Origin of the sequence: Tsukamurella sputi, assembly GCF_007858445.1 — a bacterium.
Taxonomy (GTDB): domain Bacteria; phylum Actinomycetota; class Actinomycetes; order Mycobacteriales; family Mycobacteriaceae; genus Tsukamurella; species Tsukamurella sputi.
Genome location: NZ_VIGV01000009.1, coordinates 69241 through 87982 on the forward strand (window position 1 = coordinate 69241; position 18742 = coordinate 87982).

The window sequence follows — 18742 nt, forward strand, 5'->3', positions numbered from 1 at the left end:
CTATCCCCACAGGTCGTCGTCGGCGACGCCGTCGTCCCGTCGAACGCCGTTCCAGGCCACCTGCACGACGTCCGACGGCGCGCCGCGGCCGGGGTGGAACCGTCCGCGGCCGGGAATGCCGTACCGCTGACCGCGCTCGCCGCCGATGTTCACGTTGAACTTGTCCGCGGACAGCGCCAGCGCCATGGAGCTGTGCGTGTCGAGGAACTGGATCAGCGGATCGGAGCTGGCCTTGTACAGGTACTCGGAATCGTTGAGCACGATGATCACGTGGAAGCCGCGAATAACACCGTCGTTCATCAGCTTCACGGTCTGCGTGATCGGGTTCGTCCGGTCACCGCGCGCGACGACGGCGTCGTAGTCGTCGATGATCAGGAAGACCTCGGGACCGGTCCACCAGTCGCGCCGCGCGAGCGCGGCACTGTCGGCGGCGTCGGGGACGCGACGGTAGGTCACCTTCGCGGGGTCGGTCTCCCCGTCGCCCATCCATTCCACGAGCTTGTCCTGCCAGCGGCGCAGGAAGTCGTGGAGATCGGAGCCGTGCAGGCCGAGGTTCTTCGGGTTGGGGGCGAACGCACCGCGGTGCACGCGCTTCGGGTCGAGCAGGGCGATGGCACCGTCGTCGATCGTCGGGTACCGGCGACTGATCGCCTCGATGATCGTGTGCACGAACGCCGATCGCCCGGATCCGCTCTCGCCCACCACGTACATGTGGGCCTCCCGGCCGAAGTCCGCGACGGCGGGACCGGCATCGGTCTCGCGAACGCCGAAGGGCAAACGGACGCGCTCGCGCGCACTCGCCTCGGCCGGCAACACTGAGAACAGGTCGTCCTGGAGGATCACCTCGGGCAGGGCCAGCAGCTTCGGCGCCTCGGCCCCGGAGGTGTTGGCGCGGCGGATCCGCTCCACGACCTCCTCGATGCCGTCACTGAGGGTCTCGGGGGACGAGTCCCCGTCGGCGCGCGGCAGTGCCACCAGGGCCAGCAGGTCCCGATCGGTGGTGATCACGTGACCGGCCCTATCGGGAACCGCCTTGTTGCGCTGCGAATTCACGACGGACATGTCGTAGCTGGCCGTCGAGACCCGTCCCTCGATGATCGTGTGCATGTGGCTCGCGAGGCCGCGCAGAACGGTGTTGCGAGCCGTGGTGATGACGAAGTGGATGCCGTAGTTCAGGGCGCCCGATGCCAGCGCCTCCAGGACCGCCACCTCGTCCTCGAAGACCCCGCCCTCGGTGACCGCGGCGTCGAAGCCGTCGATCACGATGAAGGCGTCACCGAAGGCGTCCTCGGTGATCACCTCCGCCGCAGGATCGCTGCGCAGCCGCCGGTACTCGGCCATCGAGTTCACGCGGTACTTGCGGAAGAGCTTGACGCGGTGCTCGATCAGGTCGGACATCTGCGAGATGATCCGGTTGATCGCGTCCTCCTCGGACCGCGTCGCGATCCGCGAGACGTGCGGCAGGTCCTCGAGCCGCATCCAACCGCCGCCGGTGTAGTCCACGATGAAGAACTGCACCTGCTCCGGCGAGTGCGTCAACGCGAGCGAGGTCACCAGCGTCATCGCCGCGGTGGTCTTGCCCTTCTGCGGCGCGCCGTAGATCAGCACGTTGCCCTGGCCACCGGACAGGTCGAGCTCCCAGACCGGCTGCTGGTGCTTCGCCGGGTCGTCGAAGACGCCGAAGGGCGTCTTGAGGGTGGCCGGGGTGGTCACCTTCGGCGCGACCCACTCGTCCGCGCCGAGCGACGGGGCGAGGATGTCCAGGGTGGTGGAGGTGAGCTCCGGGAGCCAGGGCTTGTACGCCGGGCGCGCCGGAGCCTTCGTGAGCAGTTCCTTGACCACGGTGAAGACGGTGGGCGCTGCGAGGATCTCCTCCTCGGTGCGCACGATCTCCTCGTCCTCGACGATCTCCGCCTCGAGATCGGGGATGTCCACGCGTCGAGCCGTGAACCCGCGGGAGGACAGGTCGTCGGCGGTCGGCTGGACCACCTCGCGCACCACGGGCTCGGGTGCCGCCTCGGGCGCGAAGTAGGGCTTTCCGGTGAAGCCCGCGTAGAACCGGATGAGGTCGTCCTCGTGCAGGGTCTTGATCAGGCCGTTGCCGGGCTTGCCGGGCAGGTTCTTCGCGTCCGGTACGCCGATCACCGCACGGGAATCGCCGGCGGTGCCGGTACGAAGTGCGATGTGGTAGTGAATGTTCGACTCGAGACCGCGCGAGCGCGCCATCTCCGCGTTCTGCGAGGCGAGCAACAGGTGCACGCCCACGGACCGGCCCACGCGGCCGATCTGGCTGAAGATGTTCACGAATTCCGGCTTGGCCTCGAGGAGTTCGGTGTACTCGTCGATCAGGACGAGCAGCGCCGGCATCGGTTCGAGGTCGGGGCAGTGCCCGGACTCGCGCGCCTTCTCGTACTCCGTCAGGCCGATGATGTTGAACGACGGGTACCGTGCCGCGGCGCTGTCGAAGAGTTGCTGGCGCCGCTTGAGCTCGCCGGTGATGACCTCCATCATGCGGTCGACCATGCTCTCGGACTTCTCGAGGTTCGTGACCACGGCGGCGACGTGCGGGATGTCCTCCATGCCCTGATAGGTCGCGCCGCCCTTGAAGTCCACGAGCAGCAGGTTGAGCATCGACGGCGAGTGGAAGAGGCAGGCGTCGAGCACCAGGCAGCGGAGGAATTCGGACTTACCGGAACCCGACGTACCGATCATCTCGCCGTGGGGGCCGGTGCCGCCCTGGCTGGCCTCGCGCATGTTGAGGAAGATCCGCGTGCCGTCGGGTCCGAAGCCGATCGGGAAGTTGAGCCGGTGCGGGTCGTCGAAGCGCTTGATCCGCTGCCAGAAGTCGACCACGTCGATGGCGCCGGGATCGTCCACCTGCACGAGGCTGGCCCAGTCCCGCCCGGTGTCCTGGCGCTCCTTGGAGAGCAGGGAGGCGGTGGTCTCCAGCTCCCACCGCGCCAACTTGCGTGCGGTGGTGTGTGCGTCGATGAGATCGAGGTGGTCGGCGCGCGCGATCTCCTTCGGCGCCTCCAGCGGGAGGTCCGAATCCCAGCGGGTCACGATCCCCGTGGCGTCCACATCGAGCAGGACCGCGTGCGGGAAGGAGTCGATGACGCCGTCGGGCGGCGACATCAGGATCCAGGTGACGTCCGCCAGGGAGGCGATCGCCTGGTCCGTCATCCGCGCTCGTTCTGCGGATTCCACGATCACGACGGTGTGCCGGGTGCGTCCGGTCACCTCGGTCTCGGTGGTGAACGGACGGGAGTAGTCGACGATGCGATCGGCCTCGGCGGTGGGCTGCTCGTCGCCGCCCGCCAGTTCCTCGAGGAACTCCGTCCAGTTGCCGTAGATCATGCGGCGCGATCCGAGCGCGTCGATCAGGCTCGGGTGCTGCACCTGCGGAAGCCATTTCAGGTACTCCCAGCGGCCGCCGTCGGGGGTATCGGCCACGACGGCGATCCGCAGCCGGTCCGGCCCGTGCGTCACCGCGAGGTGGTTCAGCATCGCGCGGACCATCCCGGCGGACTTCTCGGGGTCGCCGCCCACCCCGAGGACGGGGAGATTGCGCAGCGTCAGCGCCAGTGGCATGTCCGCGATGGTCGAATGGGTGTGCAGGAACTTGACGGTCTCCGTCCACTGCACCGGGTCGAGGAACTCGCCGTCGGGCGCCTCGGGGGTGAGCAGTTTCGCCTTCGGCACGATCCGGCCACGCCCGTACCGCGCCGCGGTGAACCGGCTCTTGCGTTCCTGATCGCCACCGTTGACCTCCCACATCCGTTCCGTCCCGACGAGCGAGGCGGTCACGGCGGGGTCCGGGTAGGCGTGCGCGAGGGCGTCGAAGTAGTTGCGGCCCCGCGAGAGAGCCTTCTCCCGCGAGTTCCCGATCGAGCGGCTCGCCTGCTTCCGGTCGTGCAGCAGTTGCGCCTTCGATTTGCTTCCGCTGCCGCCGGGCCCGCCGCCCATGTAGGCGAACATGCCGAACAGCAACATCATCGGCATCAGCAGCATGACCGGGTTGAAGCCGCGGTTCATGCGGATCATCATGAACAGCATGCCGAGCACGGCGACCACCATGATCACCGGCATCATCACCGTGCGCCACTTACCGGGCGGATCGATCTCGTCGATGGTGTCCGGCGTCCGGACCTCCACCTCCTTCTTGACGACCCGGGGCTCCTTCTTCGGGTGGAGCGGGGGCTCGAAGACCTGCCTACTCACTTCTTCCCCTTCGGGTCGAACTTCGCGACGACGGGGTCCTCGGCGCCACCGTCGTGCTTGATGGATGCGCTGGCCTGCGAGAGGGTGGGCCCCTGCGCGAACAAGCTGATGATCGTCCAGGGCGCGGGCACGGGATCCCGCAGCCCGAGCGCCTTGGCGGAGGATCCCGCCTCGTTCGACCCCTGATCGTCGATGCCGTAACGGATTCCGGTGTCGGCGATCCAGAACTCGCCGCTGTGCTCCCGGGAGTCCGCGGCCGAGCCGGTGGCGTAGACATACCGGCCACTGTTCGCCGGCAGGTAGACGTCGTCGGCGATGGTTCCCGCGGAACCCGGCGCTCCGATGAGGGCGATCCGGGCGGCGCTCTGCGCTGCGGTCAGCGGGAGGGTGCCGGCCACGAGCACGCGCTGCTGGGCGGTCGGCGCGTCCCCGTCGTGTGACCAGGTCATGCACGTCACGGGGTCACTGGTCGCATCCTCGATGCGCACCTTCCCCGCGGGGAAGTGGTCGACGGCGATCCGCCCGCCCACCTTGGGCCACTGATTCGCCTTCGCCGCCTCGGTCTCCACCACGCCGCTCTTGACCGGCGAAACGGTCTGCAGGATGGACGCCGCGGTCTGGCTGATCTGCTGGATGCCGTCGGCCGCCACCACGTAGTAGGTCCAGCCACCGTCGACGGTGGGCACCCGCAGCGTGGTACCGACGAGGAGCTTCTCCGTGTTCGGGAACCGCACGGGCTTACCGAGATCGGTGATCGGCGGGACGTCGACGGGCTCGCGCGCTGCGAGTGCGTTGAACAACCCCGGGGACATGGGGATCACGCGCTGGTCGATCCTGATGCCCAGCGCCTCGCGGATCGCCGAGTTGCTCAGGTCCAGCCGCGAGCGCGCGACCACCCCGTGATCCTGGTAGACGAGCCAGGTCTGGTTGTCGAAGGCCACGACGCGCGCCCGATCACCGGTCAGCTCGTCGGTGCCGTCGGCGGGCGTGAGCCCGCCGCCGATGACGGTGACCTTGACCGCCGCCGTCGCCGTGGTCGGCAGGCCCGTGCCCGGGTCCAGCGGCACCGCCGACCCCGTGGCAGTGGTGTCGCACACCGCCCACTGCGAGAGCCTGTCGGTGGAGTTGCGGATCACCGTCGGGGCATACGGAATACCGACCATGGGTCCGCGGGGGAGCTTCTCGATCTCCGAGGACTTCGCCTGCACCGGCCGGGCCGGGGAGCCGATGATGAGCTGGCCGGAGACCACGTTGGGGATCGGGTTCAGCGTGTCGCCCACCCGCACGTACAACGCACCGGTCTGCGAGTCCTGGATGATGTCGCCGTCGCCCACCTTCCCCGACGGGAAGATCACGGCCCCGATCACGCAGCCGAGCACCGCGACCAACCCGACGGCGAGCGCCATGTACAGGGGCGAACCCTGGTACTTCTTGACGTCGTCGATCCACCGGGTGTCCCGCCGGACCAGCGCCTCTTCGTTCCGCCGCTGCAGGTACGCCTCGCCCGACTTCTGGTACTTCGACGTCAGGCGGAACCCTCGGACCCGTTCCTGCAGACCCGACTTCGGATTCTGCGGATCGGAATTGATCTCAGCCATTCGCCTTCGCCCGCCAGTTCGACTCCAACAGATTCCACTCGGCCCACGGGAAGTTCGGCGACACCCGCAGCGTCTCCTCGTAGGCCAGCCGCACGTCCTCGAGTTCGAGCGTGCGCAACAGCGCCCGCTTCTCCTCCGAGGAGAGGCCCGAGCGGTCGATACCGCTGACCCGGAAGTCGCGGAAGCCGCGCGCGGAGGAGATGACGGTGCGCATGAACCGGGCGTTCGACATCAGGTCGATGCCACTGCACAGGCGCCCCTTGAGATCGAGGGCGCTCACCTCGGCGAGCCGGTCGTTGTGCGATTCCAGGTACTCGCGCACGCCCTCGCCCAGTTCCTCGCGGTTCTTCGCCGCGACGGACTCGGCGATCGCCACGAGTTCCTCGGGGGTGAAGGAACTGAACGAGATGCGCGTCGGGAAGCGGAGCGGAAGGCCGGCGTTCACCTGGAGCAAGCGGTTCATGTCGTCGTCGTAGCCTGCGAGCACCACGACGACCTTCTCCCGCAGCGGCCGGTCGCCCTCGTTCTCGATCCGGGCGAGCAGCGCTTCGAGCGCCTCTCGGCCGAACCGCGACGCCTGGTCCTCGCCGTCACCGGCGACGAGCCCGTAGGCCTCGTCGAGGAAGAACAGTCCGCCGCGGGCCTCGTCGATGAGCTTGTTCGTGCGGATACCCGCCTGGCCCACGTATCCCGTCATCATGTCGCTCGGCTGGTGCTCGTACACCTCGGGCCTGGCGATCACGCCGAGGCCGTAGTACAACTTCGCGAGAATCCGGACGCCCGTGGTCTTACCCGTGCCGGGCGGGCCCGTGATGATCGCGGAGAGGCGCATCTCCTCCTCGCTGTACTCCTCGCCCAGTTCCTCACTGAGTTGCTTGCGCTCGCGGTCCATCTCGACCTTGGACGCGAGGCGGCGGATCTGGGACTTCACGTCCGGGCTGCCCACCAGAGCGTCCAGTTCACGCCAGGCGTCGGCGAGCACCACGTCGCGCTGCCGGTCGAGACTCTCCTGCTCGATCTCCAGGGCGGTGGTCCCCGACGCCGGGTCCCAGGGATCGGTGCGCGTGCTCATCGATTGCGCGGTGACGACTTCGAGGAAACCGCCGGCGGCCGCGTGGTCGAGGTCGGCACGCGAGGAGATCCACGCCCGCGCATCGCGTAGGAGCTTCGCCGCGCCGTCCTCGTCGCCCGTCGCACGGAGCGCGTAGGCCTGGGTGACGATGAGGCTGGCCTGCACCAGTTTGAACTCCTCGGAGGCGAGCGCCGTCCTGGTCGCCGAGAGTGCCTGCTGCGCGTCACCCGTACCGACGAGTGCGCGCGCCGTCAGCGCCGTGACACCGAGCTGCCAGAAGCGGACGGCACCGTCGGTCTCCGCAGACACCCAGAGGGGCTCGCGACTGTCGGCCACCGTCGAGAGCACCTCGGGCCAGCGGTGCGCGAGCCCGAGCAGGCAGAGCCACAGGTATCGCAGGTAGTTCCGCTGAGCCGGCGAGTCGTGGCTCACCTCGCGCTGGAGCTTCGTCAGTTCCTCGGCCGCCTCGGCGAGGTGACCCGCCTGCGCCAGGATGACGGCGGCGCCCGCGCGTGCGTACAGCACGTCGGTCACCGGCATGCCGAGTTCGACGACGCCCATGTGCACCGGGATCTTCAGCCCCAGGGCACCCTCGGCGGGGTCCACCACCATGCCGTTGCGGCGCAACTCCGCTCCGAACGTGCGAGCCGAGGCGAGCAGCCCCCGCGCGGCGGCGGGATCGGAGAGCTGACTGCGATCGACCGCCATCAATCCGATCCACGCGTCGCACATGGTGGGGTCGGCTTCGACGGCCAAGCGGAAGGCCTGAGCCGGTTCGCGGGTATCGGTTCGTGCAGCGAGAGATCGCAGCCCGAGCGAGAAGTACCGCTGGGCAGTGGGGTTCGAGGTCGTCATCGTGATTGTGCGGAGTCCTGATCCTGGCTCGAGAGGAAGCGGGCGAAGGTCCACGCGTACACGGCCGACTCGATGTCGCTGTACGCCGCGGCCAGCGTGGCGACGACGATCGCCCGTTCCATCAAACGGTCGCGCAGCCGGGTCGCCTCCGGAGCGGGCGCCGTCAGATCCTCCGGCGACGCCGGGGTCCGATCGAGCCCCAGCACGTCGGCGAGCGCCCGTTCGTCGGTGTGCAGCTGCTCGAGCACCGCAGGCGGCACCGCGGCACCGTCGTCCAGGAAGCACCGCGCGTCGATGCGCGCCGCCTCGATCCCGATGGCGTGTTCCGGCGCGATGGGCTGCGTCTCGAGATCCCGGATCAGGGCACGAGCCTGACGTCGTGCCTGTTCGGGATCGAGCGCACGGATCTGCTGCAGCCGCGCTGGCGACACCGCCGCCTCGAACCGGCTGCGTCCACCGGGGAGTACGGCACCCGGGCGGCGGACGCCCACCATGTTCTCCTCGCCCACGACGGAGCTGTACGCACGGCTCGGATGGGTCGTCGCGACGGCGGTCAGGGTGAATCCGTTCCGCTCCGCGTACTCGACCAGTTGACGGACCGGATCGTCGATGGACGCCCAGCGGTAGCCGTTGGGGATGTTCCACAAGACGCGCACGCCGGCGGGGATCACCACGCCGGGTGGCAGCCATCCTGCATCCGAGGTGGTGACGGCCATGACCGTCTCCTCCTCCTTGACGAGTAGTCCCGCAGCCCAGTGGAGTCCGGATTCCGGTCCGTGGGGTCCGCCGCTGAGCGAGCCGAGGATCGAGGCCGCCGCATCGTGGACCTGCTGCACCTCCGGCGACTTCTTCCGGAGTACGAGGGGTTCTGTGCGCCCGAGAATGGCCGGCCCTGTCGCGAGTACCGGAGCCGTGCGAGCGGGACGCGACTGCGCTCGCGCGGCCACTGCGGCCGATACGGCAGGTCCGGCCGCGGGTGTGTGCTCGCCCTTGAGGAGATCCGAGAACTTGATCACCCCGGACTTCTTCACGGGCGCGGTTGCGGGTGCGGGTGCGGCCGCGGTGGGTTCGGGCGCCGAGCTCTCCGGCTCGCGTTCCGCCTGGGTCCCTTCGTCAGTGGATTCGACGACGTCGGGTTCGTCCAGCGCGCCGGACGCGGCCTCGTCCGCCTCTGCGGCTGCAGGCTCCTCCTCCGCCGGCTCCGCGAGCGCGGCCGCAGTCTCGTCCGCGTCGGACTCGTCGACGGCGACCCCATCGTCGCTGCCCGCTTCCGCTTCCGCTTCCGCTTCCGCTTCCGCTTCCGCTTCCGCTTCCGCTTCCGCTTCCGCTTCCGCTTCCGAGGCAGTCTCGCCCGCGGCGGCCGATTCGTCGAGCGCGCCATCCACGTCGATCTCGGCGGGCTCGAGCTCCGTCACGGCATCACCGGACGACTCCGCATCACCGTCCAGGACGGAGTCGGCGACGACATCGTCGGCCTCGGTGTCGATCTCGTCGTCCGCGAAGTCCACGTCGGCCGAAAGGCCCTCGTCGTCGATGTCGACCATGCCGTCGTCCTCATCGATGTCGCCGAGGTCATCGATATCGGCGGCCGAGTCGTCTCCGGTCCCGACCGCATCGTCCTCGGCCTCGCCGTCCGGTTCGCCATCGGGAACGGGGTCCACGGGCTGCGCGTCTTGGGACCGCTCGTCGTCGGAGTTCTCGACGACCGCGGGTTCCGCGGGCACCGTCGGCACCGCGCCGGGGCTGGACCACGCGCCTCCGGGCACCCGCCCGAAGGAGAGGCCACCGGCCACCACGGCGTCGAGCGGCTCAGCCTCTCCCACCGATTCCCGGTGTTCAGGTCGAACCGCCTCATCTCCGAGGGCAATGGCGGTGCCGGCCTCGCTCTCCGCCGCCGCCTGGTCGTCGTCGACGGAGACGTCCTCGACCGGAATCGGGACGAAGCCGGCCGGTGCGGCGACGGGGATCGGCCCGCTCACGGCCTCACGCTCCCCTGCCTCGCCGGCGCCGGGGGTGCGACCGAAGGTGAATCCGTTGAACACCGGCTGCGGAACCACCGGCACCGCCGCATCGACCGGTGGACTCACGGACGGAGCTCGACCGAGTCCGAAGAAGCCGTCGGCGAGCACAGGAGCGTCGTCCTCGACCACATCAGCGGGTGTCTCCGAGGTCTCGGCTTCGGAGGTCACGCATTCCTCGGTGTCGTCCGTGTCGTCGACCGTCGCGTCAGCTGCCACCGGGTGGTCGGCGTCCACGCTGTCGTACTCCACCGGGCCCTCGGCGCGGGCTACAGGATTCTTCGGCATGCGGCCGAACCCCATGAAACCGAGATCCATCGGGGCTTCGTCGACCGAGTTCGCGAACGCGTCCTGCGCGGCAGCGGCGGCGGCCTCCGGGCTCGCCGCTTCCGGCTCGACGATCGCCCGCTCGTTGGTCTCGACGGGGTCGCGAACCGTCTCATGGCCGTTCGAGTCGGCGTGGCCGTTCACGACGGTGTGTCCGTTCGTCTCGGCGTGGCCGTTCGTGGAACGCCCGTTGACCGGCGCGTGCCCGTTCTGCTCGCCGCGGGTGTTCCGCACCGCGTAGCCGTTGCGGGCGTGGCCGTTCCGTGCCACGCGACCGTTGCGCTCACTGGCCTCGACGCTCGTGCCGGGAACGCGACCGAAGGCCATGAACCCGCTGACCAGGCCGACGGCCGGCTTCTCCTTCGTGGCCCCCGTCTCGGGCGTGACCATCTTCTCTGCCACCTCGACGGCCCGGGCCCGAGCGGTGGCGATCAGCTCGGCGACGCGATCGGCCGGATCGATGCCGGCCTGCGCGGACTGCCGCTCCGCCGCCTCGATCTCCGCCTCGACCTGGTACACGATCTCGGACTGCTCCAGGTTCACCTGCTGCAGGCTGCGCGCCAGTTCACCGAGCGCGTGCGAGACGTGGACCAGGGATTCGCCGACCCGGACGATGCCGATGAAGCCCTGCGCCCACTTCCCGGTCTCGGTCTCGAGGAACTCCGACACCTCGACTTCACCGAGTTGGGCGGTCGCAGTGGTTCCCTCGCTCGCCACCCTGAAGGCGTACGACGACGCCTGCGCTGCGGACAGCGCCCGCGACGCCAGGTCGTCGGGAGTCACTTCGTCCTCCCAGATCCCTTCGAGGAGGACGTCGGCGTGGGGGGTATCAGGGCGATCGATCACTTCGACACCTCACTTCAGGCCGAGCGCGACGCGGCGGTGGACGACGTGATCACGACGCGACCCCCATGGCCGACGGGGCCTGCACCCACAGCGACGAGCGACTACCGGAGGTGTCCTCGGACGGACGTTCGCTGCGGCGTCGCATCGCGAGCGCTTCCGCGGCCTCGAGCTCGGGAATGACGCCATCGATGAGTTCGTCGATGGTCTCGACGATCCGCTCACCGTGCGCACTGGTACTTCCCACCGAGGAGCTGATCGACTTCACGGTCGAACGCAACTGCGCCGTGGCGATGGCCGCGCGCGCCTCGATGGCGCGGGCACCCGCGCTTTGGCCGAGGTTCGCACCGCTGTCCTTGTCGGAGCTCAATGCCACCCTCCCGTCCTGCCCAGCCAGACGGCACACACGTACCGACTGTATTCGTTGTCGCAAAAGAATGTACCACTCCTGTTGCAACCGCACTCGCTCGAAGGTCTCCTTGTGGAGTCGCAAGACTTCCAGGTCAGGCCACACAGGATCACGATCGACAATTCCGGTTGTCGGTCACGTTGTGCACGGTCGCGAGGCGTAGCGATCCATGACGACGCGCCGCGGCCGTACCGGCCCGGTCGCCGTTACCGGACTCGCGAACGAATCCCCTGAGTCACACCCACGGAACGAACGTCAGCGCAGGTAGCCGCTCGATTCGCCGCCCCGCTCATGAACCGGCGCACCCACAGCCACCGGCGACCCAGCAATCTTCGTGAGCATTCATATCGATCACCGGAATTCAATGTCGTAATTCCGCCCCCGGAGCGCGATAGCGCACCCCGCAGAATCATCGGACCGGTTCCCCGCACCGCTTGTGCAAAACTGTCCGCTATGCGGGGATTCGTACGGGGTGGGTGTTCGACGGTAGCGGTGCTGCTCGCCGTCAGCGGCTGCGCGACGACGGTCGACGGCACCGCCGCACCGGATCCGAGTGCCGCGGTCCGGCTCGATCCGGGCGGCTATCCGACGAAGCCGCGCGCTGTTCCCGAGAGGACGAACGCGAACGACCGGCGGGTACAAGCCAGCTACGAACTCTCCGGGGGCCTGGTCGCACCGCCCGAGCTCGACAAGACCTTCAACTGGGCCGCAGCATCGACGACGCCGGTCCTGCCCTCGACGGTCGCACTCGGACTGGCCTTCGGGCTCCCGCTCATCCCGGCTCTGTCGCAGAACGAGAGCTTCGTCGGAGGCGCCGTGTCGGCATGGCAGACGACCCAGATCGAACGCGCGAACGCCGATACCGCCCGTATGACGACCGCCGTCATCCGATATCGAACCGCCGACAACGCCGCAGCGGCCGCGCGCGCGATCCGGGCGGAGTTCGCGTCCAACCAGAGGTCGCCGATCCCGGAGCACCCCGACGCTTTCCTGGGGACGAGCCTGTCGAACCTCGACCTGACCAAGGTCTGGTGGACGCCCTACCAGGACTACCTGCTCGTGGTCGGGCTCGGCAACACCGCCGATGCCACGGCGGCCTCCCTGGCGAAGTCGTGGCTGGACCGGCAGACCACCACACTCCGCACGCCCACCATGTCACCGGACCAGCTACTGACGCTTCCGCCGGACCGCGACGGGATCATGTCACTGACCCTCCCGGACGTGATCCGGGCGAGCGACGGGACGCAGCTGGCTCTGGGCTACCTCACGCCGCAGGCCTGGGCGAATGCCGCCACCGACGACTGGAACGCCACGAAGACGCTCCTCGACCGAGCCGGCGCCGACCTCATCGGCACGGCAGGCTCGACGGTGACCCGCACCTGGAGTGCCGCCAGCGCGCGCTACCTCGCCGACGCCTATCGGACGGGAGAGGAGGGCAGCGACGGCAGCGCGACCGAAGTCGCGTCCGTCGGCGGCGTCCCGGAATCCCGATGCGTCAGCCTCGTCACCCGCGCGAACGGCGAGCCGCGACGAGCCTACCGATGCACTTTCACATCGGGCCGCTACTACGTGACGACGGATGCCGTGGGCACCCTCGATCAGGCACACCAGCAGGTGGCTGCGAGCTACCTGATGGTCAAGGACGCCAAGTGATCCGGAGCGATCAGGCGGTCGCGCGGGAGACGGCACCCAGCGGGTCGGTGTAGACACCGTCGAGCGCGGCGGCGCCGGCGGCCTGCTGCTGGACGCGGCCACCCGCACCACTCACCCGGACGGCCCGTCCGGGCTCGGCCGACGTGGCCTTCAGTGCGGCGGCGACGTGGGGCAGGATCGCGGTGTGGTCGGTGAACGCCTGGCCACCCAGGATCAGCCGGTCCGGATTGAAGATGTCGGCCACGAGCGCGGCCGCTTCACCCAGCACCCGACCGCGCTCTGCGACGATCGCGCGCGCCTTCTCGTTCCCGCCGTCGGCCAGCTTGTGCAGATCGGCGATGGTGCGCACCGAGAGCTTCTGCGCGCGGGCGGCATCCACGACGGCAGTGTCGGTGACGGCGTCCTCGAGGCGACCGGTGCGCTTCGGGTCGAGCAACTCGACATTGCGGGTCGGCAGGTGACCGATGGTGTGCGGGCCCGACTTCGGCGAGTGCACCGCGCCGTGCAGCGCCAGCGCGACACCCACGGTCTCGCGACCGTAGAAGTACAGCGTGGAGCCCTGCGACTCGTACTCCTCGGACAGGTGCAGCTCGGCGGCGGCCATCGCCTCGACGTGCGGCGCCACCGTGACCGGCAGGCCGATCGCACCCGAAAGACGTTCGCCCAGAGCGACATCCTTCCAACCGAGACGGGGATGATCGGCCACCACACCGCGATCGTCGACCCGGCCGCCGATGGCGATGCCGGCCCCAAGAACAGTACGGCCGTCCCAGCGCGCCAGGAATCGCCGCGCGCTGGTGGCGATCACGGACAGCACCTCGCCGGGCTCGCCGCTCTCGGGCGTGGGGATCTGGATGGCGCCGATCACCTTGCCGGCGACATCGTGCATCGTCACGGTGCTGACCCGGAACCCGATGTGGATGCCCAGCGCGAGCGGCCCGTTCGGGTCCACCTCGAGCGGCAGGCGCGGGCGGCCGACGACGCCGCTCGCGGCGCGGTCCGCGCGCTCACGCACGAGGCCGGCCTCGATCAGGGCCGTCACCTGGCGGTTCACAGTGGCGGCGGAGAGCTGGGTCTCGCGGACGATCTCATCGCGCAGTACCAGGCCCCCGCGACGGATCACGCGCAGCACGGCGGCGGCGGGCTTCTCCGAGACGCGGAGCTGCGGGGCGAAAACCCGTGCGGGCGAAGCGGTGCGGACCGGGCGCTCCACTGCCGCCGGGCGCGCCAGCGGGTTGCGCGGCCGCGCGGTCCGGGCCTGCGCGGGGCGGGCCGAAGCGGGGGAAACGGGGGGAAGATCAACGACGGTCATGGTTCCTCGTAGGTGTGCGTACGCCGCGACCTGCGGGGATCTACCCCGGGCGTCGGCGTGAAGATGGAGTTGTCGAAAGACTCGACCCGTCAGAGGGGTCGGCGGGAGTTGCGAGCGGAACGCTCAGCAGCAACACATTCGACAGTGCACGCGAACCATGGGGAGACGGCAGCCCAGCGCGACGGTCTCATAACCGACGCGCAGATGGGCCTCAAGACTCCCGGACATGACTTGAAAGTAGCACCCCCTGTACCTCGCCGCACAAGCACCGCGGCCCACAGTGGGATGCACATCACATTCCATGCCGAGGAAAACCGGGTGCGGAACGCACGCATCCCCCTCTACACTCGTCGCCATGCTGTCCTGAGACGTCCCCCGGCCCCGCCGCCCTTTCGCATCCGGTCTCCCGTGTGCCGCGGCTCCCTCCACGGACCTCAAGGAGCATTCATGGCTACTTCTCTCGCTGTCTCCGCACTCTCCCTGCGCTGGCCCGACGGCACGGAAGTCTTCGACGACCTGAGCTTCACCATCCCCGCCGGACGCGCCGCGCTGGTGGGCGCCAACGGCGCCGGTAAGAGCACCCTGCTACGCATCCTCGCAGGTCGGATCACCCCCACCTCGGGTTCCGTGCGCGGCACGGGCGTCGTCGGCTACGTCCCGCAGCACCCGCAGGCGCGTCCCGAGGACACTCTCGCCGACGGGCTGGGTATCGGCGGCACCGTCGCCGCACTGCGCCGCATCGAAGGCGGCTCGGCCGAGCCCGAGGACTTCGAGGCCGTCGGCGACGACTGGGACGTCGAGGAGCGCGCGACCGCCGTCCTCGATGGGTTGGGCCTGCGACTCGGGGGGCTGGACCGCACCGTCGGAACCCTGTCCGGGGGCGAGGCGACCCTGCTCGCCATCGCCGGACAGTTGCTACGCCGGCCAGACACCCTGCTGCTCGATGAACCGACCAACAACCTCGACGAACGGGCCCGTGGCCTGCTCACCGAGGCGTTGGAGCGCTTCGGCGGCACGGCCGTGGTGGTCAGCCACGACCTGACGTTGCTCGAGCGGATGGACTCGACGGTGGAGCTGTACCGCGGCTCCGTCCGCGTCTTCGGCGGCCCGTACTCGCACTACCGCGAGGTGCTCGACGCCGAGCAGGCCGCCGCGGAACAGGCCGTGACCTCGGCGAAGGTCGATCTCAAGGCACAGCGTCGGGACCTCGTCGAGGCGCAGGTCAAGCTCGACCGTCGCGCGCGGTTCGCCGCGAAGGCCGAGGCCGAGAAACGAGTGCCGAAGATCGTCGCGGGTCTGCGCAAGAACGCCGCGGAGGTCTCCGCCGGCAAACACCGGGGCCTGCACGAGGACCGCGTCGATTCGGCCCGGGACGCCCTGGACGCCGCGAAGGAGGGCGTCCGCGACGACCGCTCCGTCCGCATCGCCATGCCGGAGCCCGGCCCGGGCCTGCACCGTCTCCAGCTCGACGACGGGCCGCTACAGGTCGTGGGGCCGGAGCGGATCGCGCTCGTCGGCCCCAACGGGGCCGGCAAGACGACGGTGCTGCGCCGCGCCATCGCCGCCGCCCGGGCCGCGGAGCCGCCGACGGTGATCGGCTACGTCCCGCAGGACGTCCGGTTCGGGGCCGCCGAGGAGGGCACGCTGCTCGACGCGGTCCGCGACGCCCATCCGGATCTTGACGCCCAGCACGCATACGCCGCGCTGGCGCGGATGTTGTTCCGAGGGCGGCAGTCGGAGCGGATCGTGAACACGCTCAGTGGTGGGGAGCGCTTGCGGCTCGCGCTGGCGATCGCCCTGCTCGGCGAGCCGGCGCCATCACTCCTGGCGCTGGACGAACCGACCAACAACCTGGACGTACCGTCGGTGGAACTGCTGGTGGAAGCGTTGAAGTCCTGGGAGGGCGCACTGGTGGTGGTCTCCCACGACCGCGCCTTCCTCGATCTGCTGAACCTGACGCGGCACGTCGAGATCACCCGCTGATCACTCGGAGAATCGGGCGATTTCGGCGTGGCGCCGCTATATGCGAGCGCCACGCCGAAATCGACGGGATCCTCGACAACCGGGGCTCGATAAGCTGCGCGGATGGATCGTGGGACGGTGGTGCGCGGGGCGATCGCCAACAGCGTGCTTGAGGGGTGGGCGCCCACGCCCCTGGACGCGGAACGGCTCATCGCACTGGCGGCGGACTCCGTCACGCTGGACGAATACGTCGCCGCCGCGATCGACCGCGCTCTGGCCGGCGCCGAGATCGGCCCGCCGGACTGCATCGAGGTACCGCTCGACTTCCCCGACACGTTCTATCCGGGCACGCGAACACTCCTCAACCGCTTCGGGATTCGCAACGCGGGCGCCCTGCAGCAGCTCGAGTTCGAGATCGGCACTGCCCGCCAGTTCGGCATTGAGGCCGGGCACATCGACGTGCCGGCCACCTTCAACGGTGTGCATCTCATCGGGATCCATCGCGCCCTGTTCGGCGACGTCTACCCGTGGGCGGGCGTCTACCGCCGGTACGACATGGACCTGCGGCACCAGACCTTCCGAGCCGCGTGGATCGAGCGGTACCTCGACGACGCCGCCGCGATCCTCCACAAGCCCGTCGACCACATGAGCCGCAGAGGCTACGCTCACCACCTCGCCGAGGCCTACGCGTACCTGAACTGCGCGCACCCGTTCCGCGAGGGCAACGGTCGCGCATCGAAGACGCTGCTACAGCTCCTGGCGGCGCGGCACGGGTACCGGCTCGACTTCGCCTCGGTGACGAAGAAGCAGTGGGACAGCGCCTCCCGGCGGTCCGCTCCCGACTACGGGCACTACCGCCCCGACGCACACGCCCTGTTCCGCGTCTTCGGCACGATCACACAGCCGATCGGTCAGAGTCGGTAACCCTCGAGTCCCAGCCAGCCCGCCATCTCGGCGACGGTCTGCTCCAACGCGGCTTCGGACGCAGCGTCGCGACCGCCGGGCTCCCACGACGTGGAGTGCACGAGCAGTTCCCCCGCCGCCCGGTCGGCCTTGACATCGCACCGCGCGACGATCCGGTCGCCGAACAGGAAGGGCAGCACGTAGTAGCCGTGCACCCGCTTCTCCTTCGGTGTGTAGATCTCGATCCGGTAGAAGAAGTCGAACAGTGCCTCCGCGCGCTCGCGCTGCCAGACCACCGGGTCGAAGGGCGAGAGCAGCGCACGCGCTGCGACCGCGCGGGGACGCTTGGCCTCCGCGTGAAGGTAGACGGTGCCAGGCCACCAATCGGCCTCCACCGGAACGAGTTCGCCTGACGCCACGAGTTTCTCGACGGCGGGGGTGGCCTGCGCGGAGGACAACCGGAAGTAGTCGCGCAGGCATCGCAGCGTCCCGATGCCGTGCGCCTTCGCCGACTGCCGCATCAGCTCGACGTACGCGTCCTCGTCGGACACCTCGCGTTCGGCGATCTCCCCCAGCACCGCGGACGTGGGTGCGTAGAGCCGCTCGAACTGGCTGGTGCGGCCGGCGCTGGTGACCTCGCCGGCATGGAAAAGCACTTCGAGCCCCTCCTTCACCGACGACCAGTTCCAGCCCCAGTGCGTCTTCTCCACCACCTGGTCGTGCTCCAGGTGCGCCTCCAGCGCGCGGGCGGTGAGCGGCGGCAGCGCCGCCAGCTCGGAGCGCAGCCGGTCCAGCTGGCCGGGGTTGCGGGACTCGTAGCTCGCGAAGCGTTGCGTCACCCGGTCCGCGGTCCGACGGTGCCGCAGCAGCGGCCAGGTCTCGGGCGGGACCAGCGATGCCTCGTGCGCCCAGGCCTCGACGAGCCGGCGCGGCGCCTTGTCGCGGGCGCGGTCGAGTAGCGCGGTGTCGTAGTCGCCGAGTCGCGCGAAGACCGGGAGGTACTGGCTGCGCGTGACCACGTTGACGCTATCGATCTGGATGAGTTTCAGGCGGTCGATGGTCTTCTGGACCTGCCGCATCGTGGGTGTCGACGAACCCGCGAAGCCGGATTCGAAGCCCTGGGCCGCGAGCGCGATCCGGCGCGCCTGGGGCTGCGTGATCCTCATGCGCTCGGCGCGCCCGCCAGCCGCGGGAAGAGGTACTGCTCGAGCATCGGTGCGATGGTCACCTCGCCGTGGTCCGCGGGGTCCAGCCAGCGGGCCTCGGCGATCTCCGCTGCGGCCCGCGGCTCCACGCGGAGCTCGGTGGCGAAGACCGTGGACTCGATGTCGGTGTTCGCCTCGTTCGCGGCGGGCCCGCGCCAGGACACGAGGTGCGTGAGGTCGTCCGTCGTCAGCACGACGCCGAGTTCCTCGTCGATCTCGCGGACCGCGCAGTCGATCGCGGCCTCCCCCGGCTCCAGCTTGCCGCCGGGCAGCATGAACGCGTCGGTCCCGCGTTTGCGCACCGTCAGAACCCGTCCGGCTTCGTCCCGGAAACACACCGCCGCCACCGTCAGCACGTCCATAC

General features: G+C 69.4%; 11 protein-coding genes. 3 read left to right on the top strand and 8 right to left on the bottom strand.

Annotated elements, in window-relative coordinates; genetic code table 11:
• Genes eccCa through FK268_RS19715 form a run of 5 tightly spaced genes read right to left on the bottom strand, consistent with a single transcriptional unit; the run spans position 1 to position 11310 of the window.
• Complete coding sequence (gene eccCa, locus FK268_RS19700; protein WP_158636171.1) at positions 1-4221, bottom strand: type VII secretion protein EccCa; 4221 nt, start codon at positions 4219-4221, stop codon at positions 1-3.
• A complete protein-coding gene (gene eccB, locus FK268_RS19705) occupies positions 4218-5819 on the bottom strand; it encodes a type VII secretion protein EccB (RefSeq protein ID WP_146437159.1) in 1602 nt (533 codons plus the stop codon). The genes eccCa and eccB overlap by 4 nt, the downstream gene beginning before the upstream one ends.
• Positions 5812-7746, bottom strand: coding sequence for an AAA family ATPase (locus tag FK268_RS19710; RefSeq protein ID WP_158636172.1), 1935 nt, complete (start codon positions 7744-7746; stop codon positions 5812-5814). Before FK268_RS19710 ends, eccB begins: the two co-directional genes overlap by 8 nt.
• Positions 7743-10937: a DUF5632 domain-containing protein gene (locus FK268_RS24300; protein WP_158636173.1), complete on the bottom strand. Its 3195-nt coding sequence runs from the start codon at positions 10935-10937 to the stop codon at positions 7743-7745. The genes FK268_RS19710 and FK268_RS24300 overlap by 4 nt, the downstream gene beginning before the upstream one ends.
• A 49-nt stretch (positions 10938-10986) precedes the next feature.
• Positions 10987-11310 (bottom strand): hypothetical protein, encoded by a 324-nt coding sequence (locus FK268_RS19715; protein WP_146437163.1) that lies wholly within the window; start codon positions 11308-11310, stop codon positions 10987-10989.
• Between the two features lie 486 nt (positions 11311-11796).
• On the opposite strand from FK268_RS19715, the gene FK268_RS19720 reads away from it, so the two are divergent.
• Positions 11797-12996, top strand: coding sequence for a DUF7373 family lipoprotein (locus tag FK268_RS19720; protein WP_146437165.1), 1200 nt, complete (start codon positions 11797-11799; stop codon positions 12994-12996).
• Positions 12997-13006: 10 nt separating this feature from the next.
• On the opposite strand, the gene FK268_RS19725 is transcribed toward FK268_RS19720, so the two are convergent.
• Positions 13007-14308, bottom strand: a complete 1302-nt coding sequence (locus tag FK268_RS19725; RefSeq protein WP_146437166.1) for an ROK family transcriptional regulator — start codon at positions 14306-14308, stop codon at positions 13007-13009.
• A 447-nt stretch (positions 14309-14755) separates the two neighbouring features.
• Here FK268_RS19725 and FK268_RS19730 point away from each other — a divergent pair, with 447 nt between their 5' ends.
• Together FK268_RS19730 and FK268_RS19735 are read left to right on the top strand one after the other, a co-directional pair.
• A complete protein-coding gene (locus tag FK268_RS19730; RefSeq protein WP_146437168.1) occupies positions 14756-16291 on the top strand; it encodes an ATP-binding cassette domain-containing protein in 1536 nt (511 codons plus the stop codon).
• 102 nt (positions 16292-16393) lie between these two features.
• Positions 16394-17194, top strand: a complete 801-nt coding sequence (locus FK268_RS19735) for a Fic family protein (RefSeq protein WP_146437169.1) — start codon at positions 16394-16396, stop codon at positions 17192-17194.
• Here FK268_RS19735 and FK268_RS19740 read toward each other — a convergent pair.
• Both FK268_RS19740 and FK268_RS19745 read right to left on the bottom strand, forming a co-directional pair.
• Positions 17182-18339 (bottom strand): winged helix-turn-helix domain-containing protein, encoded by a 1158-nt coding sequence (locus tag FK268_RS19740; protein WP_146437170.1) that lies wholly within the window; start codon positions 18337-18339, stop codon positions 17182-17184. The genes FK268_RS19735 and FK268_RS19740 overlap by 13 nt on opposite strands.
• The gene (locus FK268_RS19745; RefSeq protein WP_146437171.1) at positions 18336-18740 is read right to left on the bottom strand and encodes an NUDIX hydrolase; all 405 of its coding nucleotides are present in this window, start codon (positions 18738-18740) and stop codon (positions 18336-18338) included. The genes FK268_RS19740 and FK268_RS19745 overlap by 4 nt, the downstream gene beginning before the upstream one ends.
• Between the last annotated feature and the right edge of the window lie 2 nt (positions 18741-18742).